Raw genomic sequence first — 25,278 nt, forward strand, 5'->3', positions numbered from 1 at the left:
GACTTCACGCAAAGCCACTAGATCGGAGCACGTTCCGTAGACATGACGGCGAAGGACCCAAGATGCGTTTCAAGTTGGAAAACCTCAACCGCCAGTTCGGCAGCAACAAGGCTGTTGATTCTGTCACGCTCGATATTCCGGCCGGCCAGATGGTCGGCGTGATCGGGCGCTCGGGAGCGGGCAAGTCGACGCTGCTGCGGATGATCAACCGGCTCGTCGATCCGACCTCCGGCAGCATCCGTTTCGGCGATACGGAAATTTCGACACTGCGTGGAGCCGCCCTGCGCAACTGGCAACGCGATTGCGCGATGATCTTCCAGCAGTTCAATCTCGTACCACGCCTCGATGTCTTGACCAATGTTCTGCTCGGCCGTCTCAACCACCGTTCGACGGCGCTCAGCCTGCTCAATATCTTTTCCCGCGAAGAGCGGCTGATGGCAATCGCCGCCCTTGAGCGCCTCGGCATCGAGCAGACCGCGCTTCAGGCCGCCGGCACGCTTTCAGGTGGCCAGCAGCAGCGCGTGGCGATCGCCCGCGCCCTGATGCAATCACCGAAAATGGTCCTGGCCGACGAGCCGATCGCCTCGCTTGATCCGCTGAACGCGAAGATCGTCATGGACGCCCTGAAAAACATCAACGAGCAGGACGGCATCACTGTTGTCACCAACCTGCATACGCTGGATACGGCGCGCAACTATTGCGAACGGATCATCGGCATGGCACGCGGCCGCGTCGTCTTCGACGGCACGCCGAGCGAATTGACCGCCGAAGCTGTGCAGGAGATCTACGGCGCGGACCAGCATGGCGCCGGCATCGACGAAACGATGACCTCGACCAGCATCAACATTTCCGCCCATCAGAACAATGCGGCGATCCAAACCCCATCCGCCGGCCTTCGCCCCTTGGTATCAGCCGAGGCCTGAGCGCCCGCAAAGATCGCAAGCCCGCGTCAAGGGCGACCGGTTCCAGAACCACCTCACGCATCCTATCAAACAGGAGATGAACTCATGTTGAAGAAGACTTTGCTTGCCACGGCAGCCCTCGTCGCTCTCGCCGGCTCCGTCCATGCCGAAGACCTCAAGGAATTCCGCATCGGCATTCTCGGCGGCGAAAACGAAGCCGACCGCCTGCGCAATTACCAGTGCATGACCGACAAGCTGCCTGCCGTTCTGGGCGTGGAAAAGGTCTCGCTGTTCCCGGCCGCCGATTATGACGGCGTTATCCAGGGCCTGCTCGGCGGCACGCTCGACTATGCCGAACTCGGCGCCTCCGGTTATGCCAAGATCTACCTCGCCAAGGCTGACGCCGTCGAGCCGATCCTGACCACCGTCCAGACCGACGGCTCGATGGGCTACTACTCGATCATGGTTGCCCGCAAGGACAGCGGCATGACCAAGGTCGAAGACATCAAGGGCAAGAAGCTCGGCTTTGCTGATCCGGATTCGACTTCGGGCTACCTGATCCCGACCGTGACGCTTCCGGAAGCCATCGGTGGCCCGGTCAAGGAATTCGTTGCTGAAACCGGCTTCGGCGGCGGCCACGAGAACCTGGTTCTCGAAGTGCTCAAGGGCACGTTCGATGCCGGCACGACCTTCGGCTCCGGCGTTGGCGACTTCAAGGACGGTTACACCTCGGGCAACCTGCGCAAGATGGTCGACAAAGGCATCCTGAACATGGACGACCTGGTCGAACTGTGGAAGTCGCCGCTGATCCCGAACGGTCCGGTCGTCGTTCGCACCTCGATGAACGAAGACATGAAGACGAAGTTCAAGCAGTTCATGATCGACCTGCCGAAGTCCGACCCGGCCTGCTTCTCGGCCGTGCAGGGTGGCGATTTTACCGGCTTCGCCGAAGTCAATGTCGACTTCTACAAGCCGATCATCGACGCCCGCAAGGCAACCATCGGCGGCTGATACGCCACACCGACATCAACGCCGCCGGTCGATCTGTCGACCGGCGGTTTGTTTGTCATGAAGACGATGGCCGCGCGGCTTTCGAGGGGATTGTTTCATGCGTCTGACCGCAACTCATCCGCAGCTCAGCGAACGTGGCGCTCTGGTCGAGCGGCACTGGCAGGAGCTTGCCTCACGCCGGCGGATGTACACGCTTTTCGGCGTGGTCCTTCTGCTTCTAGCCGTCAGTGGTTCGCTGTGGTTTGCCAACGAGACCAATTCCGGCAAGTTCTTCGAACGCCTGCCCTATCTCTTCGACTTCGTCGAGGAACTGGTGCCGCGCGACGCTACCGAAATCTGGCGCGCGATGTTCGACCTTGCCTCGCCCTATGACGACGGCAGCCTGAAATACAACTATCCGGAAGGCCGTCTCTACATCACCGAGACGCTCTACATTCCAGAATATATCTACAAGATGGTCGAGACCATCAATATCGCGCTGTTCTCCACGGTGATCGGTGCGATCTTCGGCTTCGGCCTGGCGTATCTCGCGGCCAAGAACATGATGCCGCTCGCCTGGGTCCGCTGGCCGGTGCGCCGCACGATGGAGATCCTGCGCGCCTTTCCCGAAGTGGTGATCGCGGGCTTCTTCCTTGCCATTCTCTCTCTCGGTCCGATCCCGGCGATTGCCGCGGTATCGCTTCACACGATCGGTGCACTCGGAAAACTGTTCTTCGAGGTCATCGAAAATGCCGACATGCGGGCCGACGAAGGTCTGCGCGCCGTCGGGGCCAACTGGTTCGAGCGGGTGTGGTTCGGAATCACGCCGCAAGTCATGCCGAATTTCGTCAGCTATTTCCTGCTGCGCTTCGAGATCAATGTGCGCGCATCGACAATCATCGGCGCCGTTGGCGGCGGCGGGATCGGCGAATTGCTGCGCCTGTCGATCAGCCAGGGCCACGAGGCCAAGACGCTCGCCATCGTGCTGCTGCTGCTGCTCACCATCATCGGCGTTGACCAGTTGTCCGCCACCCTGAGGCGCAAGCTGGTCGGCGAGCAGGCCTTCCAGTCGGTTCAGTGAGGATAGATCCCATGTCGATGACCAATGCCGCCGAACTGAACCGCCTTGCCGAGCGTTATCCGCATGTGCTGCAGCGCTCGCTATGGCAGCGTTTCAACGTACCGATCTCGGTCGGATTGATTGTCCTATACCTGAGCTTCAGCTGGTGGTTCTTCGCCTTCGGAAAGACGATCTCCGAAGCCAACTGGGGGATTGCCGGCAACTATCTCGCCGACTGGGTGTCGTTCGAGATCAGGCCGGATTTCGAGATTGCCGCCGATGGGGCGATCAACATCGTCTATTCCCGTTTCGACCCGATCGGCCCCAATCCCAACCCCGATTGGATCAACGCCGAACGGCAGAGCGTAACGCGCACCATCGCGGCAGAACCGGCAACACAGGCGGCAGTACCTGCGGCCAAGGCGCCCTCGGCTTTCAGCTTCATGCCAAAGCCGGCGGATGCGCCCACAGCAGCCGTTGCGGCGCAGGCCGCGCCGACGACGGTCACCGAAGACGTGATCACGCATGCCGCCGTCACGCTTGGTTCTGCGGCTCGTGTCGACATCACCCCGACCCGGATAACCCTGGTGCGCAGCGGCGAGAGCATCGACCTGGCCCTTGACCACCGCGGCGATACCGTCACCCTGAACGGTGCCAAGCCCGACTGGATCGACCAGCGCAGCGCCGGCGGCCGCGTGGTTGCCTATTTCGGCTTTGCCGGCTGGGTCGAAGTGAGCGCGGACCGCGTGCGAATCCGCAAGCGCTTCCTCGGCTGGGAAAACTTCGTCTTCGATACCAATTCGCCGTTCTTCGACATGCCGATCAGCAAGCTGGCCGACACGATCATGTCGGGCGATCGCATCGATCCGAAGATGAGCAACCTGGCGCTGGCCTGGAACAATTTCCTCTACAATGCCTCCTGGCAGCATCTGGATGTGTGGACCAAACTGCTGCAGACGATCGTCATGGCTTTTGTCGGCACATTGTTTGCCATGCTGGTCGCCTTTCCGCTGTCGTTCATCGCGGCGCGCAACATCACGCGCAACCGGCCGGTCAATCAGGTGACCAAGCGGCTGTTCGACTTTCTTCGCTCGGTCGACATGCTGATCTGGGCGCTGTTTTTCACCCGCGCCTTCGGTCCGGGACCGCTGGCCGGCATCTCGGCGATCTTCTTCACCGACACCGGCACGCTTGGCAAACTCTATTCGGAAGCGCTGGAGAACATCGACGACAAGCAGCGTGAGGGAGTGAAATCGGTGGGCGCGCCGGCGATCGCCGTGCAGCGCTACGGGGTGGTGCCGCAGGTGCTGCCGGTGTTTGCTTCGCAGGCGCTGTATTTCTGGGAAAGCAACACACGTTCGGCGACCATCATCGGGGCCGTTGGCGCCGGCGGCATCGGTCTGAAGCTGTGGGAAGCGATGCGAACCAATTCCGACTGGGAAAACGTTGCCTATATGGTGCTGTTGATCCTGATCGTGGTCTTCGTGTTTGACGCAATCTCGAATAGCCTGCGATCGCGGCTGATGGGTACCAAGCACTGATTGCGCCGCAATCGCTGCAACGTTTCGAAATTTCAGGACAGGTCCTTGCGATACGCCATCTACTTCACGCCGCCCGCCGATGATCCGCTGACCGTGGCTGCGGCCACCTGGCTGAAGCGGGATGCCTTTAGCGGGCGCAATGCAGACCTCGGGGATCTCGAGGGCATCGATGAGGACGAACAGCATCTCATCACCGAGGAACCAAGGCGCTATGGTTTTCATGCCACGTTGAAGGCACCGTTCGAACTGGCCACGGGGCAAAGTGAGGCCGACCTTCTCGCGGCGCTTCAAGCCTTCTGCGGTCGGGAGTTCAGCTTTGCCCTGCCAAGCGCGGTTGTCGGGCAGTTGGGTCCTTTCTTTGCCATCATTCCCGGCGCCACACATCCGCCCCTGCAGGATTTTGCCGCCCGGGTGGTCGAAGAGTTCGAACCGTTCCGGGCGCCGCTGTCAGATGCCGATATCGCGAGGCGCAATCCAGACAGGCTTGGTGCCACGCAACGGGAGAACCTCCTGCGCTGGGGTTACCCGCATGTCTTCGATGCCTTCCGCTTCCACATGACACTGACCGGGCCGATTGTACCTGAACGTAGCGCAACGATCGCTGGCGTTCTCGATCGGCGTTTTTCCGCTTTCAACCAAAAACCGCTGGCCATCTCGGGGCTGGGTCTCTTCGTCGAGACCCAGCGCGGTGCGCCGTTTACCGTTCATTCCTGGCACCCGTTGATCGGGGCCTGACACAGTAGCAGGGACTTCCCATGTCGATCGAATTTGCCCTCACCAATGCCCGTATCGTGCTGGAGGACGAGGTTGTTTCCGGCTCGGTTCTCGTGCGGGACGGAAAGATTGCCGATATCTCGCAAGGTCCGTCACAGGCCGGCGAAGATTTTGGTGGCGACTATCTGGTCGCCGGCCTGGTCGAGTTGCATACCGACCATCTCGAAGCGCATTATTCGCCGCGGCCGGGCGTGCGCTGGAACAAGATGTCGGCGATCCAGGCGCATGACGCGCAAGTCGCGACCTCTGGCATCACCACGGTGTTCGACTGCCTGCGCATGGGCTCGGACGAAGACGGCGGCTTTGCCAAGGGCGAGATGCGCGAAATGGCGGACGCCATCCAGGCGGCCGAGCGCGAAGACCGGTTGCGCGCGGAGCACCTGATCCACCTGCGCTGCGAAGTGGCATCCGACAACGTGCTCGACCATTTTTCCGATTTCGCCACCGATCCGCATGTCCGCCTCGTCTCGCTGATGGACCATTCCCCAGGCCAACGCCAGTTCCAGACGATGGAGCAGTATACGCTGTACTACAAAACCAAGCGCGGCCTTTCCGAGGAAGCTTTCGCCCGTTTCGTCGAGGGGCGCTTGCGTATGTCGGAACGCTATTCCTCGGTGCATCGCGACACGCTTGCGGCGATCTGTGCCGAGCGCGGGATTACGGTTGCCAGTCATGACGACGCGACGCTGGCGCATGTCGAGGAAGCGCAGGTTCACGGGGTGAAGCTGGCGGAATTCCCGACCAGCTTCGAGGCGGCCAAGGCCTCCCACACGGCGGGGATGAGCGTTCTTATGGGCGCGCCGAACGTCGTGCGCGGCAAGTCGCATTCGGGCAACATTGCCGCACGTGATCTGGCGGCGCAGGGCGTGCTCGATGTTCTGTCTTCAGACTACGTGCCGCTCAGCCTGTTGCATGCGCCGTTCGTGCTGGCCGACGAGATGGATGGCCTGTCTCTGCCGAAGGCGCTGGCCATGGTGACGTCGACACCGGCAAGGACTGTCGGCCTTGACGATCGCGGTCGCATCGCGACAGGATTACGCGCAGATTTCGTTCGCGTCCGCCGCGCGGACGGCGTTCCGGTCGTGCGCTCGGTCTGGCGCGCAGGACAAAGGGTTGCCTGATGGCAGAGCGTGCAAGACAGACCGGATCGACACAACCTTCAGGCACCTTGGTCCCTTCAGGCACCCTGGTCGCCGTGGTCGGGCCGAGCGGTGCCGGCAAGGACAGCCTGATCCAGTTTGCGATGGCGCATTTTTCCGGACGGCCTGAGGTTCATCTGGTTCAACGGGTGATCACCCGGGCTGCAGATGCCGGCGGCGAAGATCATGTTGCCGTCTCGGCGGCCGGTTTCGAGGCGCAGCAGGCAGCCGGCGACTTCGCCGTGCACTGGGATGCGCATGGATTGCGCTATGGCATTCCGGCGAGTGTTCAAGACCAGCTGGCCCAGGGGCATCTGGTTCTTGCCAATGGTTCCCGTTCGGTGCTCGACCTTTTCCATCGGGCATTTCCGACGCTGCTCGTGGTCAACGTGACCGCAAGACCGGAGGTGCTGGCCAAACGGCTTGAGGCACGAGGTCGCGAAAGTGTGGCAGATATCGAGGCAAGGCTGAAGCGTGGCGGATCGCTGTCCATTCCGGCCCAATACAATTGCCTGACCATCGACAATAGCGGCCCCCTGGAAGAGGGTGGGCGCAAGCTGGTCGCGGCGCTGGAGGAACTGCTGGCGGACAGAGCCGCGCAGCAGTCCTGATCCAATCCAGTCTGTTATTTGCGCATGAAACCTTGCAGCAGTTCGGCCAAGGCCTCCGGCTGCTCGACGCTTGGAATATGCGCGCAATCCTCGATGACTTCGAACCGGGCACCCGGAATGAGGCTGGCGGCAGCCTCGACCAATTCCGGCGGCGTCGAGCCATCCTGATCACCGACGATAAGCATTGTCGGGACTGTTATGGTCGGCAATACATCGGAAAAATCGGTATCGCGCAAAGCTTCGCAGGTCAAAAGATAGCCGGCTGTTGATTGCCGCACCATCATCAGTCTGTAACCTGCCAGTTCATCGGCACGGTCTTCATGGAAAGCCGGCGTGAACCAGCGCTGCATGGCATTGTCGGCCGCACTTTCGAGGCCCTTGGCACGAATTCCCTTGATGCGCTCGGCCCAGATATCCGTTGTGCCGATCCTGGGGGCGGTGTCGCAGAGGACGAGCTTGCGGAAGAGATCGGGCCGCGCCTTCCAGAGGCCCTGGCAGATCAGGCCACCGACCGAGAGACCGCAGAAGGTTGCCTTCTTGATCTCGAGCTCATCGCAGAGCGCGGCAAGATCCGCGACGAGGTCATCCATGCCGAAAGGCTGGTCGGCACCGCCGGACAGGCCATGGCCGCGGCTGTCATAGAGCAGGACCGAAACGTCTTCACCGAGTTCGTCGAACAGCGGCAGCCAGATGCGGAAATCGGTGCCAAGCCCGTTGGAAAAGACGATCAGGTTCTTGGCCTTGGCTTCGCCGATCAGCTCATAGTGGACGACGTTGCCGTTGATTGTTTTAAAGGCCAAAGCCCTGTTCTCCTGTGTGATCGGAACGCGCGCTCAGTGCGCTTCGTCCCAGTTGTGTGCGGCGCGGGCATCGACCTTCAGCGGCACCCGCATGGAGACGGCCGGCATGGCGGCATTTTCCATCGTATCGACGATGAGCGGCATGGCAGCCTTGATCGCATCGTCCTCGACTTCGAAGATCAGTTCGTCATGCACCTGCAAGAGCATGCGTGCGCGTTCGCCAAGACCGGCCTTGGCCAGTACCGGCTCGATCTTGATCATGGCGCGGCGGATGACGTCGGCGGCCGAGCCCTGGATCGGGGCGTTGATCGCGGCGCGTTCGTTGAAGGCGCGCATCGACGGGTTGGACGAGCGGATTTCGGGATAATAGGCCCGGCGACCGAAGATCGTTTCGACATAACCATTTTCGCGGGCGAAGGCCTTGGTGCTCTCCATATAGTCCTTGATGCCCGGGAAGCGCTCGAAATATTTCTTGATGTAGTCGCCCGCCTCGGAGCGTTCGATCGACAGCTGGTTGGCGAGGCCGAAGGCGGAAATGCCGTAGATGATGCCGAAGTTGATCGCCTTGGCGCGGCGGCGGACCTCCGACGGCATGCCCTCGACCGGCACACCGAACATTTCCGACGCGGTCATCGCATGAATGTCGATGCCATCGGCAAAGGCCTGGCGCAACTGCGGAATATCAGCGACATGGGCAAGCACGCGCAGTTCGATCTGGCTATAGTCGGCCGACAGCAGCTTGTGGCCCGGCGTCGAGATGAAGGCGGTGCGGATCTTGCGGCCTTCTGCCGTGCGCACCGGAATGTTCTGCAGGTTCGGTTCCGACGAGGACAGGCGCCCGGTCGTGGTTGAGGCCAGCGAGTAGCTGGTGTGCACACGTTTGGTCTGCGGATGCACATAACCCGGAAGCGCATCGGTATAGGTGGATTTCAGCTTGGTCAGCTGGCGCCAGTCGACGATCTTGCGCGGCAATGGCGCGCCTTCGGCCGCGAGATCTTCGAGCACCTGCGCTGACGTCGACCATTGGCCGGTCTTGGTCTTGGAACCACCGGGCAGGCCCATGCGGCCGAACAGGATGTCGCCGAGCTGCTTGGGCGAGCCGATGTTGAAACGTTCGCCGGCGAGTTCATAGACCTCGTCTTCGGTGGCGGCCGCCTTCTGGGCGAGTTCACCGGAGAGACGCGACAGGATCTGGCGATCGACCGTGATGCCGCGCTCTTCCATGTCCGCCAGCACCGGCACGAGCGGCCGTTCGAGGCGTTCATATATACGGGTCAGGCCTTCGGCGGCAAGGCGTGGTTTCAGTACCAGCCAGAGGCGCAGCGTCACGTCGGCATCTTCGGCGGCATAGGCGGTCGCCTTGTCGATATCGACCTGATCGAAGGTGACCAGCGACTTGCCGGAGCCGGCGACCTCCTTGAAGGCGATCGGCGTGTGGCCGAGCCATTTTTCCGACAGGGTGTCCATGCCGTGATTGCCTCTTCCGGCATCCAGCACATAGGACATCAGCATCGTGTCATCGAAACCTTCGATGACGACGCCGTGGCGTTTCATCACCAGGTAGTCGTATTTCAGGTTCTGCGCGACCTTGAGCACGGCTGGATCTTCCAGCATGTCCTTCAGTGCCGCCAGCGCGTCGGCCATCGGGATCTGGCCTTCGGTGAGCTTGACGCCATCGCTGAACAGGTCATCGCGGCCAGTCTTGTGCGCCAGCGGCACATAGCAAGCGCGGATACTGGCAGAGCCCGGCGTGGTGCGATTGTCCTGGATTGCCAGCGACAGGCCGACCAGATCCGCCTGCATCGGATCGATCGACGTGGTTTCCGTATCAAAGGCGACAAGGCCGGTTTCGCGGGCATCGGCAATCCATTGGCGCAGCGATGGCAGATCGCGGATTGTCACATAGCCGGAACGATCAATCGGCAGCGATGCAAATGCATCGGCGCGGGCCTTGGCAAGGGTTGCCGGCCTTGAACCATCCGGATCGGCGGCACCGGCAGATGCAGCCGGCGCTTCGGCGGATGCGGAGGCAGGCTCCAAAGCCGCCGCGGGCTGGACATCAAGATCCGGGCCATGGGCTCGGCCATCGCGCTCGACCGGAACGTCGGCGGCATCGATGACAGCGGCATCGGCGCCCGTTGCCTCGGCAACACGACGGGTAAGGGTGGTGAATTCCATCGCCTTGAGAAAGGCGATCAGCCTGGGGCCATCCTGCGGCTCCAGAGTCAGGTCTTCGAGCGCCATGTCGAGGGGCACATCGGTGCGCAGTTCAACCAACTGGCGCGAGATACGGGCGAGATCGGCATTGGCGATGATGTTTTCGCGGCGCTTCTGCTGCTTGATCTCGCCCGCACGGGCGAGCAGCGTTTCCAGATCGCCGAATTCCTCAAGCAATTGGGCGGCCGTCTTCGGACCGATACCGGGGATGCCCGGAACATTATCGGTGGAATCGCCGGTCATCGCCTGCAGGTCGATCATCTTTTCCGGTGGCACGCCCCATTTCTCGACAACGTCCGGGATACCGATCTGCTTGTCCTTCATCGCGTCGTACATATGCACGTTCGGCGTGACGAGCTGCATCAGGTCCTTGTCGGAAGAGATGATCGTGACATCAGCGCCGATGGCTTCCGCAGCCCGGGCATAGGTCGCGATGATATCGTCGGCTTCGAAGCCTTCGGTCTCGATGCAGGGCAGGTTGAAGGCGCGCGTGGCATGACGGATAAGACCGAATTGCGGGATCAGGTCCTCCGGCGGTGCCGAACGGTTGGCCTTGTACTGATCGTAAAGCGCATTGCGGAAGGTCTTTGAGGAATAGTCGAAGATGACCGCGAAATGGGTGGGCGTCACGCCGACATCGGTATTGCGCGCATCGCGCAGCAGTTTCCACAACATGTTGCAGAAGCCGGAGACCGCATTGACGGGCAGGCCGTCGGATTTGCGGTTCAGCGGCGGAATGGCGTGGAACGCCCGGAAGATGAATCCGGAGCCGTCAACGAGAAAGAGATGATCGCCTTTTTTCATGTCGGCATGGATAGCGCGAGGCGGCGAAAAGGTCCATTGCGGTTTGACTGCCCAACCGCAAATTCACCGTGTGATTGAAATGCGCCGGGGCAGCTGGAGGGGAGCATCCGACGGCAAACCGGCAATCACGAAAAGCTTACCGATTTGTAATAAGCGCTTCCCTTGAAAAACCACATTCCACCGCACATTTGATACTCATCGACGCCTGATCACGTCGTAGTCTGATTGAGGCTCGTCCCCCGCCGCTTCAGACTTGGACAAAGGCCTTATCCCCCTCTCCGGGCCTTTGTCCCTATATTCTGAAGCCGTCGTGGCAGTCCCCCCCGCCCGCCACGACGGCTTTATTTATTCGGAATGCCTCATCCAAAAAATGGTCAGCCCCGGGAATGGATCGCATGCGATATTCCCGTGAAGGCAAACAGCGACATGTTCAGTCCCATGGCCCATGAACGCTCAGAATCGGCCACTTCCCTTGCGACCCAGCTGGCGCGCGGCTTTACCCGTGCCCTGCAAAGCCGGGCGGCGCGGCTTGGCTTTTCACCAGGCCAGTTTCCGATCCTGCTGGAACTGTGGGAGGAAGAAGGCCTGACGCAGCGACAATTGCTCGACCGGGTCGATGTCGAGCAGGCGACCATTGCCAACACGCTGGCACGGATGGAGCGCGACGGGCTGATCGAGCGGCGCATCCACCCCAAGGACAAGCGCGCACAACAGGTTTTCCTGACCGAAAAGGCAAGGTCGATGCGGGGTGAAGCCATGGCGGCAGCGGAGGACGCGGAGCAGGCTGTCTTTGCCGGATTCCGACGCTTCGAGAAGGAATTGCTGAAAGAATACATTCGCTGGGCAATCGCCAACACGCGCAAGCTGTGAATCAGAGAAATCTCGCGCTTGAAGAAAAAATCACGCCCCGACAACCTCGAAACCGCCAACGCTTTGCTCTATCGTCCCGCCGATTTCAATCGCGCAGGATATTGCCATGACCGATCTTTCCCCTCTCCTTGCCAAGGCCGACGAGACCTTGCCGCAGAGCCTCGAGCGCCTTTTCGAGCTCGTGCGCATTCCGTCGATCTCGACCGATCCGGCCTTCAAGGCAGATTGCCAGCGGGCCGCCGAATGGCTGGTCAAGGAACTGAACGACCTTGGCTTTACGGCCTCAGTGCGCGAGACGCCCGGCCATCCAATGGTTGTTGCCCATCATACTGCGGCCAGCGAAGACGCGCCGCATGCCCTGTTCTATGGCCACTATGACGTACAGCCAGTCGATCCGCTGAACCTTTGGGAAGACGATCCGTTTGCACCGGCGATCAAGGAAAAGGACGGCCGCAAGGTGATCACCGGTCGCGGCACGTCCGACGACAAGGGGCAGCTATTGACCTTCCTCGAAGCCTGCCGCGCCTACAAGGCCGTGAACGGCAGCCTGCCGGTGCGCATCACGATCCTGTTCGAAGGCGAGGAAGAATCCGGTTCGCCGTCGCTGAAACCTTTCCTCAGCGCCAATGAAGCCGAACTGAAGGCCGATTTCGCCCTGGTCTGCGACACCAGCATGTGGGACCGCGAGACACCGGCGATTGCGGCCGCCCTGCGGGGTCTTGTCGGCGAGGAAATCACCATCACTGCCGCCGACCGCGACCTGCATTCCGGCCTGTTCGGTGGCGCGGCCGCCAACCCGGTGCATATCCTGACGCGGATCCTGGCCGACCTGCATGACGAGACCGGCAATGTGACGCTGCCCGGCTTCTACGAGGGCGTCGAGGAAACACCGTCGAACATCAAGGCATCGTGGGACAGCCTCGGCCGCACGGCTGAAAGTTTCCTCGGCGAGGTCGGCCTTTCAATCCCATCCGGCGAAAAGGGTCGCTCGGTGCTGGAATTGACCTGGGCGCGGCCGACTGCCGAGGTCAACGGCATCATCGGCGGCTATACCGGCGAAGGTTTCAAGACGGTGATCGCGGCCAAGGCCTCCGCCAAGGTGTCATTCCGCCTCGTCGGCGACCAGGACCCGACGAAAATTCGCGACAGTTTCCGCACCTATGTGAAGTCCCGCATTCCCGCCGATTGCTCTGTCGATTTCCATGAACATGGCGGCTCACCGGCCATCCAGCTGTCCTACGATTCCCCGGTTCTGACCAAGGCGAAGAACGCGCTGTCGGATGAGTGGCCAAAGGCTGCGGTTGTCATCGGCATGGGCGGCTCGATCCCGATCGTCGGCGACTTCCAGAAGATGCTGGGCATGGATTCGCTGCTGGTCGGTTTTGGTCAGGTGGATGACCGCATCCATTCTCCGAACGAGAAATATGACCTGAATTCGTTCCACAAGGGGATCCGGTCCTGGATCCGCATTCTCGACGCGCTTGCGAAAAACTGAACCCAGAAAAGCAAAAAGGCCGGTGAAAACCGGCCTTTCCTTTACGTTTCTACATCCCTGCCAGTACATCCGTGGTCAAAAACGGAAACGTGCCATGCGATCTGCAGTGTCCGCGCGCTCTGCGCACTCACACCCTGACGCCCAGAATGGGGCCTGATGCTTAACACCGGGTTAACTCCGACGAGAACGCTTGAAGGGTTCTGCATGCCAGACTCTTCGCTTGGCTCAAGTATAGATGGGATCTCGGCTGCATTTTTCAAGGCGATGCACTTCATGTCGGTCGCGCCTTGCGCAACTTGCCGGCGTCAGCGTAACCTTGGCGCATGAGCCTTGAGACCGTCCGCAGCTTTTTCCTCACCCATGCGCCTGGGATTTCCGTGATCGTCACGGAAGCCAGTTCGGCAACCGTACCACTGGCCGCCGAAGCCCATGGCGTCGAGCCCGACCAGATCGCCAAGACGATCTGCCTCAGGATCGGCGAGGACGTGGTGCTCGTGGTGACCGCCGGCACGAAGCGGCTCGACAATCGCAAGTTCAAGGATCTATTCGGGGTCAAGCCGCGCATGCTCGATGCCGATGGCGTCATTGAGGCAACCAGCCATCCGGTCGGCGGCGTCTGCCCTTTCGGCCTGCCGTCGCCGCTGAAGGTCTATTGCGATCTGTCGCTGCAAGGCTTCGATGAAGTGGTTCCGGCCGCCGGCGCGACGAATGCAGCGGTTCGGATCTCACCGCAGCGGATGGCCGAACTGACCGGTGCCGAATGGGCTGATCTCTGCCAGTAGATCAAACGCCAGACATCGGGAAAACGGCCTGTTTACGGCCTCTTAACCACCCCTTAAATCGCCGCATTTAGTGTTCAGATCGGAAGCAGGCTAACCATCGTCGAATGAAGCCTGCCCTCGACATCAACCTGACGCTGGCGCGGCACCCATGCCGCGGCGTCCGAGACCTATCCGGAGCAGACCGTCCTCGATGGTGACCAGAGGCAAATCCCGCGACCGTGTCGAACCGACTTTCGAGGAAGATCGAGAGGAGGAGGATTTTCGCCTTGATGCCAACGATCGGCTCGGCGGGCGAAGCAGTCAGGCGAAGACGGGAACCAAGGGGGCCAAATCCCAGACGAAGGCGAAGGCGAAACCGTCGGCGCGTGGCCGCAAGGCGAAGCCTGCGCCCAGAAGCGGCTTTGGCATTGGCAAGCTGATCTACTGGTGCTTCGTTCTGTCGATCTGGGGCGGGATCGCCGTCGGCGGGCTCATCTTCTACTACGGGATGCAGATGCCCAGTGCGAGCAGCTGGTCTATTCCCGAACGCCCGCCGAACATGAAGATCGTTTCGGTCGAGGGAACCGTCATCGCCAATCGCGGCGCAACCGGCGGCGAGGCACTGCCGCTGGAGGAAATGTCGCCTTATATCCCGCAAGCGGTCATGGCGATCGAGGACAGGCGCTTCTATTCGCATTTCGGCGTGGATCCGCTCGGCCTGGCGCGCGCCGTGGTCAACAACCTGACCGGAAGCGGCAGTCTGCAGGGTGGCTCGACACTGACCCAGCAGCTGGCCAAGAACCTGTTCCTGTCGCCGGAGCGCACGATCGAGCGCAAGGTCCAGGAAGTGCTCCTGTCCTTCTGGCTGGAGCAGAAATTCACCAAGGACCAGATCCTGGCGATGTATCTGAACCGGGTCTATTTCGGTTCGAACGCCTACGGCGTCGAGGCGGCGGCAAGGCGCTATTTCAACAAGTCGGCACGCGACGTGAACCTTGGCGAGGCAGCCCTTCTGGCCGGACTGCTCAAGGCGCCGTCACGGCTCTCGCCTGCCCGCGATCCTGAAGCCGCGGAGGCCCGCGCCCAGGTGGTCCTCGGGGCGATGCGCGAAGAAGGCTATATTACCGACGACGAAATCAAGACCGCGATGTCGCAATCGCCGACGCGGGCGAAGCGGTACTGGAGCGGTGCCGGGCAATATGTCGCCGACATGGTCAAGGATGAAGTCACGGGCCTGATCGGCACGGTGACCGAGGATCTGGTGGTCGAGACGACCATCGACATGACGTTGGAGAAAAAGGCGGAAGCGGCGCTCACAGAGACACTGGCGGCCGATGGCGCCAAGCTCAATGCGTCCCAAGCGGCGCTGGTGTCGATCGATGGCACCGGCGCGATCCGGGCGCTGGTCGGCGGGCGCGACTATGCCGAAAGCCAGTTCAACCGCGCGGTCAAGGCCAAGCGGCAGCCGGGCTCGGCATTCAAGCCCTTCGTCTACGCGGCCGCCATGGAAATCGGCCTGCGGCCGGATTCGATCCGCAACGACGCACCGATCCGGATCGGCGCCTGGACGCCGGAAAACTACGACCAGAAATTTCGCGGCCCGGTCACGCTGACCCAGGCGATGGAGGATTCGCTGAATACGATTGCGGCGCAGATGGTGATGGAGGTCGGCCCCGACCAGGTGATCAAGCTCGCGCATCGGATGGGCATCGATTCGGATCTGCAAAACAATGCCTCGATCGCGCTCGGCACCTCGGAAGTTTCGCTGCTCGAACTGACAGCTGCCTATGCACCGTTCATGAACGGCGGCTACAAGGCGACGCCGCATGTGATCCGGCGGATCCTGAAGACCGACGGCACGGTGATCTACGAGAACAATTATCTCGAGCCGCCGCGTGTCCTCAGTGACGGCGTCGTGTCGTCGATGAACAAGATGATGATGGGCGTGATCAACAACGGCACCGGCCGCAAGGCCCGCCTGAAGGGCTGGGAGGCGGCCGGCAAGAGCGGCACGACGCAGTCATTCCGCGATGCGCTGTTTGTCGGCTATACCAGCAACCTGACCACCGGCGTCTGGTTCGGCAATGACGATGGCCAGTCGATGAAAAAAGTCACCGGCGGCGGTCTTCCGGCCGTGGCCTGGCATGACTTCATGACCGCCGCCCATCAGGGGCTTTCTCCGGCACCCTTGCCCGGCGGCGATTACTATGAACCGGCACCGCAGCAGGAGGACATGACGATCGGCACAATCATTTCCGACGTGTTCACGGGTGGTGGCGAGGAGCGCTATCCCGCGCAACCCGAGGCGCCGCCGCAGGCTCAAGGCGGAGAACCCGGGATGACCGGCGCCACCGGCCCGACCCCGCCGGGCGATGTCGGACCGGCCCAGTCCGCAGGTGGCGAACGGCGTCGCACCACCCTGCTCGACCTCATTCTGGGGCAATGATCTTCACCGAAAAAGCATAGTTCCCGGGCGGCATGCCAGACGCAAGCCTGCCTCTCTAGGAAATCTGCTTGGCAAAGCGGGAGCGGCATCCCATTTCTGGTGGAGAAAACCGCCGCCAATCTGTTCTATTTACTGGATTACAGCGGAATTCCAGCCTTGCAGTCCGAAAAACTGCTTCTTATATACGCGACATAACCGCAGCGTGGCTGCGAATATCACAGACCGTCCACGTCGAGGGGCTGTCAGGGAATGCCTGATCGGGGTTCCGACAGCCTGCTTCAAGGAGAGAATGAAATGGCTAAAGTAATCGGTATCGACCTTGGAACGACCAACTCCTGCGTCTCCGTCATGGACGGCAAGGACGCGAAGGTCATCGAGAATTCTGAAGGCGCACGCACCACGCCGTCGATGGTGGCATTTTCCGATGATGGCGAACGCCTTGTCGGCCAGCCGGCCAAGCGTCAGGCTGTGACCAACCCGACCAACACGCTCTTCGCCGTCAAGCGCCTGATCGGCCGCCGCTACGAAGACCCGACGGTCGAGAAGGACAAGAGCCTCGTGCCGTTCCATATCGTCAAGGGTGACAATGGCGACGCCTGGGTCGAAGCGCAGGGCAAGGCCTATTCGCCTTCGCAGATCTCGGCCATGATCCTGCAGAAGATGAAGGAAACGGCAGAAGCCTATCTCGGCGAGAAGGTCGAAAAGGCCGTCATTACCGTTCCCGCTTACTTCAACGACGCCCAGCGCCAGGCCACCAAGGATGCCGGCCGCATCGCTGGTCTCGAAGTGCTGCGCATCATCAACGAGCCGACCGCAGCTGCCCTTGCCTATGGCATGGACAAGCGCGAAGGTAAGACGATTGCCGTCTATGACTTGGGTGGCGGTACCTTCGACATCTCGGTTCTGGAAATCGGCGACGGCGTCTTCGAAGTGAAGTCGACCAATGGCGACACCTTCCTCGGTGGTGAAGACTTCGACATGCGTCTGGTCGAATATCTTGCTGCGGAATTCAAGAAGGACCAGGGCATCGACCTGAAGGGCGACAAGCTGGCCCTGCAGCGCCTGAAGGAAGCTGCTGAAAAGGCCAAAATCGAGCTGTCCTCGTCGCAGCAGACCGAAATCAACCTGCCGTTCATCACGGCGGATGCGACCGGTCCGAAGCACCTGACGATGAAGCTGACCCGCGCCAAGTTCGAAAACCTGGTCGACGACCTGATCCAGCGCACCGTTGCGCCTTGCAAGGCAGCGCTGAAGGATGCTGGCGTCACGGCTGCCGAAATCGAGGAAGTTGTTCTCGTCGGCGGCATGAGCCGCATGCCGAAGGTGCAGGAAATCGTCAAGCAGTTGTTCGGCAAGGAGCCGCACAAGGGCGTCAACCCGGATGAAGTGGTTGCCATGGGCGCCGCGATCCAGGCCGGCGTTCTGCAGGGTGACGTCAAGGACGTTCTGCTGCTGGACGTGACCCCGCTGTCGCTCGGCATCGAAACGCTCGGTGGTGTCTTCACCCGTCTGATCGATCGCAACACAACGATCCCTACCAAGAAGAGCCAGACCTTCTCGACCGCCGAAGACAGCCAGTCGGCCGTGACCATCCGAGTATCGCAGGGCGAACGCGAAATGGCCCAGGACAACAAACTGCTTGGCCAGTTCGACCTCGTCGGCCTGCCGCCGGCACCCCGTGGCGTTCCGCAGATCGAAGTGACCTTCGACATCGATGCCAACGGCATCGTGCAGGTTTCGGCCAAGGACAAGGGCACCGGCAAGGAACAGCAGATCCGCATCCAGGCTTCTGGTGGTCTGTCTGATGCCGACATCGAAAAGATGGTCAAGGATGCCGAGGCCAATGCCGATGCGGACAAGCAGCGTCGTGCCGTCGTCGAAGCCAAGAACAGCGCCGAAAGCCTGATCCACTCGACCGAAAAGTCGGTCAGCGAGTTTGGCGACAAGGTTTCCGAGACCGATCGCAAGGCGATCGAAGATGCGATTGCTGCCCTGAAGGGCTCACTCGAAGTCTCCGAACCTTCGGCAGACGACATCCAGGCAAAGACGCAGACCCTCATGGAAGTGTCCATGAAGCTTGGCCAGGCCATCTATGAAGCCCAGCAGGCTGAAGGTGGCGCGGACAATGCGCAGAATGGCCCGGATAGCGATATCGTTGATGCCGATTATGAAGAAGTGAAGGACGAAGACACGAAGAAGTCTGCCTAATGCGGGCCTCGACGCGGCGTTTGTCTCCAAGGTGGCTGGCCCTCGGGCCAGCCGCATTTTCTTTGGTCGTCGCGACGGGTGCCGTCCAGGCACAGGACAAGGCTCAGCTCAGCGCCGTTCACCGCCAGGTGAGTACCGCTGAGTCGACCATTGCCAAGGCCATTACTGCAGGCGACAGCAACAGCCTGTTTCGTATCGGCACCGAACTCGGACGGATCATCGAAGCTGCCCTGGAGAAACGCGAAAGCGGGGGTGAGGTTTCGGCATGCGACATGGCGGCTCATTCCCTGGCCTTCGCCGCAGTCTCGGCATCCGACGGGCTGGCCAGCAAGGGCGAACCGCGCAAGGCCCTGCTGGACGACGCCGTTTCCGCTTCATCAGATTTCCGGAAAGACATGCTGACTTGCGACAAGCAGGCAGGCAAGAAAACTGGCAGCCACACCAGCGTGGAGAAAGCTTTGAGAGCTCTGTAATATCATGGCAAAAGCAGATTTCTACGAAACCCTCGGGGTTGGCCGAACGGCAGACGAGAAGGAGCTGAAAAGCGCCTTCCGCAAGCTTGCGATGGTCTACCATCCCGACAAGAATCCCGAAGACAAGGACGCCGAACGCAAGTTCAAGGAGATCAACGAGGCCTATGAGACCTTGAAGGATCCGCAGAAGCGCGCGGCCTATGATCGGTTCGGCCATGCTGCATTCGAAAACGGCGGCGGTGGCGGCGGAGGCGGAGGCTTTGCCGGCGGCGGTGGTTTCTCGGATATTTTCGAGGACATCTTCGGCGAGATGATGGGTGGCGCCCGCGGTGGACGCGCCCGGTCCACCAATGGACGCGAGCGCGGTGCGGACCTGCGCTACAACATGGAAATCTCGCTGGAAGAAGCCTTTACCGGCAAGACCGCGCAGATCCGGGTTCCAACCTCGATCACCTGCGAAGTCTGCACCGGCAGCGGCGCCAAGCCCGGCACCAAGCCGACCACCTGCGCGACCTGTCAGGGTTCCGGCCGCATTCGTGCCGCGCAGGGCTTCTTCTCGATCGAGCGGACCTGCCCCACCTGTCATGGATGGGGCCAGACCATCTCGGACCCGTGCGGCAAGTGCAATGGCCAGGGCCGCGTGACGGAAGAGCGTTCGCTGTCGGTCAACATTCCGTCGGGCATCGAGGACGGCACGCGCATTCGTCTGCAAGGCGAAGGCGAGGCCGGTCTCAGAGGCGGTCCGTCAGGCGACCTCTACATATTCCTGTCGGTCAGGCCGCATGAATTCTTCCAGCGCGACGGGGCCGATCTCTATTGCTCGGTGCCGATTTCGATGACGACGGCAGCGCTTGGCGGCACTTTTGACGTCGCGACGCTGGACGGGACGAAATCGCGGGTGACCGTGCCGGAAGGCACGCAGCCGGGCAAGCAGTTCCGTCTCAAGGGCAAGGGCATGCCGGTGCTGCGGTCAACGCAGACGGGTGATCTCTATATCCAGATCCAGATCGAGACACCGCAGAAGCTCTCCAAGCGCCAACGCGAGTTGCTGCAGGAATTCGAGCAGTTGTCGTCGAAGGAAAACAATCCGGAATCGACGGGCTTCTTTTCCCGGATGAAGGATTTCTTCGACACGCTCAGCGACTGATCCTGTGCTGGTTATTGCATGCGAGACAAAACGGGTCGGATTTTTCCGGCCCGTTTTTTGTGCGCCGCTTGCGCGGATCGCATCCGCAATTGTCCACCGCCTCGGCACACCTGACAAGAATGGATCAGTAATGCGGTGGCCTGGTGATGGCCGGAGCGTCGAGCGACTGCTCCTCGATATTTGAAAAGCGTTCCGACAACCGCTCAAGCTTGGTTCGGGTCTGCTCGACCACTTTCCACTGCTCGGCAAGCTGATCGGACAAATCATCGATCACCCGCGCCTGGTGGGCCAGCATCTCCTCCAGCCGCATGATGCGTTCGTCCTGGTCGCTCATGGCTCTCTCCGCCGACTGTTTGAACTGCGGCTTCATGCCGAAAGAATGCCGGAGCGTCAAACCGGAGGCGCTATCTTTGCTTCTTTTTCTTGTAGGGCATCAACATCACGGCTGACGCTGTCACCGCGGCCGCGAAGGTGAGCGCGAGCGGTACAGTCATCATCAAGGCCGGCAGGACCGGATGACTGGCGCGCGCAAGTGAGGTGCCCACACCTCCGAAATCGAGCCAGAGGATCGCGCCTGATGTCACAAGACCAAGCATTGCACCGAAGGCGGCATTGAGCGCCAGGAAGCGCAGCATGTCCCAATGATCGCGGCGGGCCTCTTCGGGCGTCAGTTCGTCGGGATCCGGCCTCATCGCGGAGTGTTCCTCGCCTTTCAAGATGGTCCACATTACTGCAACGCCAGCCTCTTGCCATGTCGCATGACGTCGCAGAGGCGGGATGGCCACGAGAAACCATCGCTGCTCCCTTGCCATGGCGTCTGGTTCGGCCTAGCTCAAGGCAAGAGCGAATCCGAACGATGATCCAGAAGACCCATATCCAACGACTGAAGCTGACCGACTTCCGCAACTATGCGCAGGCTTCCTTGAGCCTCGGCGGCCGTCATGTCGTGCTGATCGGCGAAAACGGCGCTGGCAAGACCAATCTGATGGAAGCCGTTTCCTTCCTCTCGCCCGGTCGCGGCCTGAGACGTGCGGTCCTTTCCGATATCGCCCGGGTCGGCGCGCCTGCGGGTTTCTCAATCTTTGCCGAGATCGAAGGCATGGCAGGCGAGGTTCAGATCGGAACCGGCACCGAGGGCGGCAGCGATGACGAAGCGCTCGTTCGCCGACTGAGGATCAACGGCACGCCGGTCAAGTCGGTGGACGAACTGACCGATCACCTGCGCGTCCTCTGGCTGACACCGGCGATGGATGGACTTTTCACCGGACCTTCAGCCGATCGCCGGCGTTTCCTCGACCGGCTGGTGCTTTCGCTGGATCCGGCCCATGGGCGTCGCGCGGGCGATTTCGAACGCGCCATGCGCAGCCGCAACAGGCTTTTGTCCGACGGACGCTTCGACCCCGCTTGGCTGTCGGGCATCGAACAGCAGATGGCGGCGCTCGGCGTTGCCATGGCGGCGGCGCGACGGGAAATGCTGGGACTACTGGCCGGATTGATCGAGGGGGATCGGCAGACATCGCGCTTTCCCTCGGCCCATCTTGCGCTCAGCGGCTTCATGGACGACGAAGCGGACAGGCCGGCTTACGAACTGGAAGATCGCTACATCCAGATGCTGGCGTCTTCGCGTCACCGGGATGCGGCAGCCGGACGGACACTGGACGGCCCGCATCGTGTCGATCTGCAGATCCGCCATATCGAGAAGGACATGAATGCCGAACGCTGTTCGACGGGGGAGCAGAAGGCTTTGCTGATCGGGCTGGTGCTTGCGCATGCCCGGCTTGTCGGAACGATGACCGGATTTGCTCCGGTTCTGCTGCTCGACGAGATTGCCGCCCACCTGGACGAGGGCCGGCGGGCCGCGCTGTTCGACCGGATCGACGCACTGGGCGGGCAGGCCTTCATGACCGGCACGGACAGGTCGATGTTTTCCGCACTCGGCGAGCGTGCCGAGGTCATCACCGTCCAAGATGGTACCCTTGATGGCTGAGCGCTCTTCCCCGCCCGCCTCCCCCATGGCATGATCGCCTGATGGATCCGTTGCTCCCCGAAGAACTTTCCCGCTATCACCGCCATATCCTGCTGCCGGAAATCGGCGGCCATGGACAGCAATTACTGAAATCCGCCCGCGTGCTGGTGATTGGTGCCGGCGGGCTGGGCGCGCCCGTGCTGCAGTATCTCGCAGCCGCAGGTATCGGCACGATGGGGATTGTCGATGACGACGGGGTCTCCCTCTCCAACCTGCAACGACAGGTGATCCACGACACCGGTACTATCGGGGAAAAGAAGACCGAAAGTGCTGCGCGGGCGATCGCCCGGCTCAATCCGCATTGCCGTGTGGTGCAATACGAGGCGCGCTTCGACGCTCACTTCGCCCGCGACCATCTGGGACGCTTCGACCTTCTGATCGACGGATCGGACAATTTCGCAACGCGCTACGCCGCAGCGGACGCGGCCGAGATACGCGCCATTCCGCTGGTGACGGGGGCAGTCGGCCGCTTCGACGGCTCAGTCACGGTGCTGGCTCCACACCTGACCGATGCCGAGGGGCGGCAGAACCCGCGCTACCGCGATCTGTTTCCCGAGGCACCGCCGGAAGGCCTCATTCCGTCCTGCGCCGAAGCCGGGATCATCGGCGCCCTGACCGGCGTCATCGGAACGCTGATGGCGATGGAAGCAATCAAGCTGGTGACCGGCACCGGCGAGCCACTGATCGGGCGCCTGCTGCTCTACGATGCGCTGACGGCGAAATTCGACACTATCCGCTATCGCCGTCGGGAGCCGCGTCCTTGAACGGGAACGGGAACGAGAGCGAGGACGGCAGCGTCGAAATCCGGCGGGTCGGGGCAGCCGGATATCACGACTACGAAGCGCTTTTCGACCTGATCGTCCGATCGTTCGCCTATATGGATGGCGTGATCGATCCGCCGTCTTCGGCACATCGGTTGAGCCTGGAGGGGCTGAAGCAGAAGGCGCTGGACGAGATCGGACTGGCCGCGTTCCTCGACGGCAGGCTAGTCGGCTGCGCTTTCGTCAAACCGGAAGCCAGGGCACTCTATGTCGGCAAGCTTGCTGTGGCCGCCGATATGCAAGGTCACGGAATCGGCTATCGGCTGCTGACCGAGGCCGAAACGATCGCCAGGAATCTCGGGCGCGACATGCTGCGACTGGAGACACGTATCGAGCTTGCCGGCAATCACCGGCGCTTTGCCGCATGGGGGTTCGTCAAGACGGCCGAAAACAGCCATCCGGGCTTCACCCGGACGACCTCGATTGAAATGTGCAAACGGCTGCCCTGAACGTTCAGGGACGATTGGGCAGCACCCTGTTCGGCGGACGGTGACCGTCGAAATAAGTGCGTATATTGATGATCACCTTGTCGCCCATGTCGATCCGGCCCTCGATCGTCGCCGATCCGGTATGCGGCAAAAGCACGACCTTGCCTTCATTGGCGAGCTTGACCAGTTTCGGATTGACGGCAGGCTCGTTCTCGAAAACGTCCAGCCCGGCGCCGGCGATCTTGCCGGTCTTCAGGCACTGGATCAGCGCATCCTCGTCGATAATATCGCCACGCGCCGTGTTGACGATGTAGCTCGTCGGCTGCAGCAGCGCCAGACGACGCGCCGACAACAGATGGAATGTGGCCGGCGTCGAGGGGCAATTGACCGAGACGATATCAACCCTTGCCAGCATCTGATCGAGGCTGTCCCAATAGGTCGCCTCCAGTTCGTCTTCGGTCTGCGGGCTTACCCGCTTGCGGTTGTGATAGTGGATCGACAGGCCAAAGGCCTTAGCACGGCGGGCAACGGCCGTTCCAATGCGCCCCATGCCGATGATACCGATGCGCTTGCCCGAGATCCGGCGGCCGAGCATCCAGGTCGGAGACCAACCAGCCCAATCGCCCGGCTTGTCCATCAGCACGCGCGCACCCTGGACGAGCCGGCGCGGCACGGCGAGAATCAGCGCCATGGTCATATCGGCCGTGTCCTCGGTCAGGACATTCGGCGTGTTGGTAACGGTGATGCCTTTGCGGGCCGCCGCATCTATGTCGATGTGATCCGTACCGTTGGAGAAACTGGCGATCAGCTTGAGTTGCGGGCCGGCTTCTGCGATCAGTGCCGCATCAATGCGATCGGTGACGGTCGGCACCAGAACGTCGGCGCCTTTCATCGCGGCAATCAGCTCTTCGCGGCTGCGCGGTGCATCGTCTATATTGAGCTCCGCGTCGAACAGTTCGCGCATGCGCGTTTCCACAGCGTCAGGCAATTTTCGGGTAATATAGACCTTGGGTCTTTTCCTGTTCGTCATGGGACGGATCAATGCCTTATTCAGAACTCGTTAACCAAGACGGGGGATACTCCCCCAAAGAGCAATTTCTACCAAACCCGCTGGCGAAGACAAACAAAACTCGCTCGCCACTCCGGATTTGTCTCAATGCCTGCCGGAACAGGTTCAGGAGTCGCGGAATGCCCTTCCATCATCGCATAGTCGGATCCAGTATGAACCAGAACGCGCTCCGAATCAGTTTTGCTTCCTGCATCCTGCTCCTGTCGCTGCTGACTGCGGCCGAGAGTGCCGTGGCCCAGGCGATGACCAAGGGATCCAGTGGACTGCCTCTGCCTCGCTTTGTCAGCCTGAAGGCGGAAAAGGTCAACCTGCGTATCGGACCGAGCACCGACTACGCCGTCTCCTGGCGCTATCTCAAATCGGGACTGCCGGTCGAGATCATCCGCGAATACGAAAACTGGCGGCAGATCCGCGATGCCGACGGGACCGAGGGCTGGGTCAACCAGACGCTGCTTTCGGGCGAGCGTACCGCCGTCGCCGCACCCTGGATGCGCGCCAATGGCGACAATGTCTATGTCATGATGCGGCGCGATTCCATGTCGTCGGCTGCCGTCATCGCGAAACTCGAGCCCGGCGTCGTGCTGAAGATCGACGAATGCAACGGCAACTGGTGCAAGGCCGAGACCAAGGGGGTTTCCGGCTGGGTGGCGCAGGCGGAAATCTGGGGTGCCTATCCCGGCGAGGCCTTCAAATAAG

23 protein-coding genes are annotated in these 25,278 nt (G+C 61.3%); 18 read left to right on the top strand and 5 right to left on the bottom strand.

Annotated features, from left to right (window positions below):
• Positions 1-62 precede the first annotated feature (62 nt).
• The 7 genes from phnC (at position 63) to phnN (ending at position 7,017) form a co-directional block, all read left to right on the top strand.
• On the top strand, positions 63-923 hold the full coding sequence (gene phnC / locus PDO_RS08605) for a phosphonate ABC transporter ATP-binding protein (RefSeq protein ID WP_007600462.1): 861 nt from the start codon (positions 63-65) through the stop codon (positions 921-923).
• An 84-nt stretch (positions 924-1,007) separates the two neighbouring features.
• A complete protein-coding gene (gene phnD / locus PDO_RS08610) occupies positions 1,008-1,913 on the top strand; it encodes a phosphonate ABC transporter substrate-binding protein (RefSeq protein ID WP_007600463.1) in 906 nt (301 codons plus the stop codon).
• Between the two features lie 97 nt (positions 1,914-2,010).
• Positions 2,011-2,973, top strand: coding sequence for a phosphonate ABC transporter, permease protein PhnE (phnE, locus tag PDO_RS08615; protein WP_007600464.1), 963 nt, complete (start codon positions 2,011-2,013; stop codon positions 2,971-2,973).
• An 11-nt stretch (positions 2,974-2,984) separates the two neighbouring features.
• On the top strand, positions 2,985-4,493 hold the full coding sequence (gene phnE / locus PDO_RS08620; protein WP_007600465.1) for a phosphonate ABC transporter, permease protein PhnE: 1,509 nt from the start codon (positions 2,985-2,987) through the stop codon (positions 4,491-4,493).
• 45 nt (positions 4,494-4,538) lie between these two features.
• A complete protein-coding gene (locus PDO_RS08625) occupies positions 4,539-5,228 on the top strand; it encodes a DUF1045 domain-containing protein (RefSeq protein WP_007600466.1) in 690 nt (229 codons plus the stop codon).
• 20 nt (positions 5,229-5,248) lie between these two features.
• Positions 5,249-6,388, top strand: coding sequence for an alpha-D-ribose 1-methylphosphonate 5-triphosphate diphosphatase (locus tag PDO_RS08630; protein WP_007600467.1), 1,140 nt, complete (start codon positions 5,249-5,251; stop codon positions 6,386-6,388).
• Entirely contained in the window at positions 6,388-7,017 is a 630-nt protein-coding gene (phnN, locus tag PDO_RS08635) for a phosphonate metabolism protein/1,5-bisphosphokinase (PRPP-forming) PhnN (protein ID WP_007600468.1), read from the top strand. The genes PDO_RS08630 and phnN overlap by 1 nt, the downstream gene beginning before the upstream one ends.
• 14 nt (positions 7,018-7,031) lie before the next feature.
• Here the strand turns inward: phnN and pcaD are convergent, their stop codons facing one another.
• Complete coding sequence (gene pcaD, locus PDO_RS08640; RefSeq protein ID WP_007600469.1) at positions 7,032-7,817, bottom strand: 3-oxoadipate enol-lactonase; 786 nt, start codon at positions 7,815-7,817, stop codon at positions 7,032-7,034.
• A gap of 33 nt (positions 7,818-7,850) precedes the next feature.
• Positions 7,851-10,838, bottom strand: a complete 2,988-nt coding sequence (gene polA, locus PDO_RS08645; RefSeq protein WP_007600471.1) for a DNA polymerase I — start codon at positions 10,836-10,838, stop codon at positions 7,851-7,853.
• A gap of 438 nt (positions 10,839-11,276) precedes the next feature.
• Here polA and PDO_RS08650 point away from each other — a divergent pair, with 438 nt between their 5' ends.
• The 7 genes from PDO_RS08650 (at position 11,277) to dnaJ (ending at position 20,238) form a co-directional block, all read left to right on the top strand.
• Complete coding sequence (locus PDO_RS08650; protein ID WP_037073067.1) at positions 11,277-11,708, top strand: MarR family winged helix-turn-helix transcriptional regulator; 432 nt, start codon at positions 11,277-11,279, stop codon at positions 11,706-11,708.
• A gap of 106 nt (positions 11,709-11,814) precedes the next feature.
• Positions 11,815-13,203: a dipeptidase gene (locus PDO_RS08655; protein ID WP_007600475.1), complete on the top strand. Its 1,389-nt coding sequence runs from the start codon at positions 11,815-11,817 to the stop codon at positions 13,201-13,203.
• Positions 13,204-13,526: 323 nt separating this feature from the next.
• Positions 13,527-13,985, top strand: a complete 459-nt coding sequence (locus PDO_RS08660; RefSeq protein ID WP_007600476.1) for a YbaK/EbsC family protein — start codon at positions 13,527-13,529, stop codon at positions 13,983-13,985.
• Positions 13,986-14,175: 190 nt separating this feature from the next.
• The gene (locus PDO_RS08665) at positions 14,176-16,410 is read left to right on the top strand and encodes a transglycosylase domain-containing protein (RefSeq protein WP_007600477.1); all 2,235 of its coding nucleotides are present in this window, start codon (positions 14,176-14,178) and stop codon (positions 16,408-16,410) included.
• A gap of 294 nt (positions 16,411-16,704) precedes the next feature.
• The gene (dnaK, locus tag PDO_RS08670) at positions 16,705-18,618 is read left to right on the top strand and encodes a molecular chaperone DnaK (protein WP_007600479.1); all 1,914 of its coding nucleotides are present in this window, start codon (positions 16,705-16,707) and stop codon (positions 18,616-18,618) included.
• A 62-nt stretch (positions 18,619-18,680) separates the two neighbouring features.
• Positions 18,681-19,091 (top strand): hypothetical protein, encoded by a 411-nt coding sequence (locus PDO_RS08675; protein WP_244426389.1) that lies wholly within the window; start codon positions 18,681-18,683, stop codon positions 19,089-19,091.
• Positions 19,092-19,095: 4 nt separating this feature from the next.
• Positions 19,096-20,238, top strand: a complete 1,143-nt coding sequence (dnaJ, locus tag PDO_RS08680) for a molecular chaperone DnaJ (RefSeq protein ID WP_007600481.1) — start codon at positions 19,096-19,098, stop codon at positions 20,236-20,238.
• Positions 20,239-20,362: 124 nt separating this feature from the next.
• Here dnaJ and PDO_RS08685 read toward each other — a convergent pair whose 3' ends face one another.
• The gene (locus PDO_RS08685) at positions 20,363-20,572 is read right to left on the bottom strand and encodes a SlyX family protein (RefSeq protein WP_007600484.1); all 210 of its coding nucleotides are present in this window, start codon (positions 20,570-20,572) and stop codon (positions 20,363-20,365) included.
• A gap of 70 nt (positions 20,573-20,642) precedes the next feature.
• Positions 20,643-20,930, bottom strand: coding sequence for a hypothetical protein (locus PDO_RS08690; RefSeq protein WP_007600486.1), 288 nt, complete (start codon positions 20,928-20,930; stop codon positions 20,643-20,645).
• Between the two features lie 164 nt (positions 20,931-21,094).
• On the opposite strand from PDO_RS08690, the gene recF reads away from it, so the two are divergent.
• Genes recF through PDO_RS08705 form a run of 3 tightly spaced genes read left to right on the top strand, consistent with a single transcriptional unit; the run spans position 21,095 to position 23,534 of the window.
• Entirely contained in the window at positions 21,095-22,225 is a 1,131-nt protein-coding gene (gene recF, locus PDO_RS08695; protein WP_007600488.1) for a DNA replication/repair protein RecF, read from the top strand.
• A gap of 41 nt (positions 22,226-22,266) precedes the next feature.
• Positions 22,267-23,028: a molybdopterin-synthase adenylyltransferase MoeB gene (locus PDO_RS08700; protein ID WP_007600494.1), complete on the top strand. Its 762-nt coding sequence runs from the start codon at positions 22,267-22,269 to the stop codon at positions 23,026-23,028.
• A 38-nt stretch (positions 23,029-23,066) separates the two neighbouring features.
• Positions 23,067-23,534 (top strand): GNAT family N-acetyltransferase, encoded by a 468-nt coding sequence (locus tag PDO_RS08705; protein ID WP_037073072.1) that lies wholly within the window; start codon positions 23,067-23,069, stop codon positions 23,532-23,534.
• A 4-nt stretch (positions 23,535-23,538) separates the two neighbouring features.
• On the opposite strand, the gene PDO_RS08710 is transcribed toward PDO_RS08705, so the two are convergent.
• The gene (locus PDO_RS08710; RefSeq protein ID WP_037073025.1) at positions 23,539-24,543 is read right to left on the bottom strand and encodes a 2-hydroxyacid dehydrogenase; all 1,005 of its coding nucleotides are present in this window, start codon (positions 24,541-24,543) and stop codon (positions 23,539-23,541) included.
• A gap of 191 nt (positions 24,544-24,734) precedes the next feature.
• On the opposite strand from PDO_RS08710, the gene PDO_RS08715 reads away from it, so the two are divergent.
• The gene (locus tag PDO_RS08715; RefSeq protein ID WP_037073028.1) at positions 24,735-25,277 is read left to right on the top strand and encodes an SH3 domain-containing protein; all 543 of its coding nucleotides are present in this window, start codon (positions 24,735-24,737) and stop codon (positions 25,275-25,277) included.
• Position 25,278 lies beyond the last annotated feature (1 nt).

Source organism: Rhizobium sp. PDO1-076, from assembly GCF_000247475.1.
In the GTDB taxonomy this organism is placed as follows: Bacteria; Pseudomonadota; Alphaproteobacteria; order Rhizobiales; family Rhizobiaceae; genus Allorhizobium.

Excerpts from the sequence above, each read along its gene's own strand:
- PDO_RS08700 (WP_007600494.1), top strand. The coding sequence starts at position 22,267 with ATGGATCCGTTGCTCCCCGAAGAACTTTCCCGCTATCACCGCCATATC.
- dnaK (WP_007600479.1), top strand. The coding sequence starts at position 16,705 with ATGGCTAAAGTAATCGGTATCGACCTTGGAACGACCAACTCCTGCGTC.
- dnaJ (WP_007600481.1), top strand. The coding sequence starts at position 19,096 with ATGGCAAAAGCAGATTTCTACGAAACCCTCGGGGTTGGCCGAACGGCA.
- phnE (WP_007600465.1), top strand. The coding sequence starts at position 2,985 with ATGTCGATGACCAATGCCGCCGAACTGAACCGCCTTGCCGAGCGTTAT.
- polA (WP_007600471.1), bottom strand. The coding sequence starts at position 10,838 with ATGAAAAAAGGCGATCATCTCTTTCTCGTTGACGGCTCCGGATTCATC.
- PDO_RS08710 (WP_037073025.1), bottom strand. The coding sequence starts at position 24,543 with ATGACGAACAGGAAAAGACCCAAGGTCTATATTACCCGAAAATTGCCT.
- PDO_RS08685 (WP_007600484.1), bottom strand. The coding sequence starts at position 20,572 with ATGAGCGACCAGGACGAACGCATCATGCGGCTGGAGGAGATGCTGGCC.
- recF (WP_007600488.1), top strand. The coding sequence starts at position 21,095 with ATGATCCAGAAGACCCATATCCAACGACTGAAGCTGACCGACTTCCGC.
- PDO_RS08715 (WP_037073028.1), top strand. The coding sequence starts at position 24,735 with ATGAACCAGAACGCGCTCCGAATCAGTTTTGCTTCCTGCATCCTGCTC.
- phnC (WP_007600462.1), top strand. The coding sequence starts at position 63 with ATGCGTTTCAAGTTGGAAAACCTCAACCGCCAGTTCGGCAGCAACAAG.
- phnN (WP_007600468.1), top strand. The coding sequence starts at position 6,388 with ATGGCAGAGCGTGCAAGACAGACCGGATCGACACAACCTTCAGGCACC.
- PDO_RS08650 (WP_037073067.1), top strand. The coding sequence starts at position 11,277 with ATGGCCCATGAACGCTCAGAATCGGCCACTTCCCTTGCGACCCAGCTG.
- PDO_RS08690 (WP_007600486.1), bottom strand. The coding sequence starts at position 20,930 with ATGAGGCCGGATCCCGACGAACTGACGCCCGAAGAGGCCCGCCGCGAT.
- PDO_RS08665 (WP_007600477.1), top strand. The coding sequence starts at position 14,176 with ATGGTGACCAGAGGCAAATCCCGCGACCGTGTCGAACCGACTTTCGAG.
- PDO_RS08630 (WP_007600467.1), top strand. The coding sequence starts at position 5,249 with ATGTCGATCGAATTTGCCCTCACCAATGCCCGTATCGTGCTGGAGGAC.
- PDO_RS08655 (WP_007600475.1), top strand. The coding sequence starts at position 11,815 with ATGACCGATCTTTCCCCTCTCCTTGCCAAGGCCGACGAGACCTTGCCG.
- phnD (WP_007600463.1), top strand. The coding sequence starts at position 1,008 with ATGTTGAAGAAGACTTTGCTTGCCACGGCAGCCCTCGTCGCTCTCGCC.
- PDO_RS08660 (WP_007600476.1), top strand. The coding sequence starts at position 13,527 with ATGAGCCTTGAGACCGTCCGCAGCTTTTTCCTCACCCATGCGCCTGGG.
- phnE (WP_007600464.1), top strand. The coding sequence starts at position 2,011 with ATGCGTCTGACCGCAACTCATCCGCAGCTCAGCGAACGTGGCGCTCTG.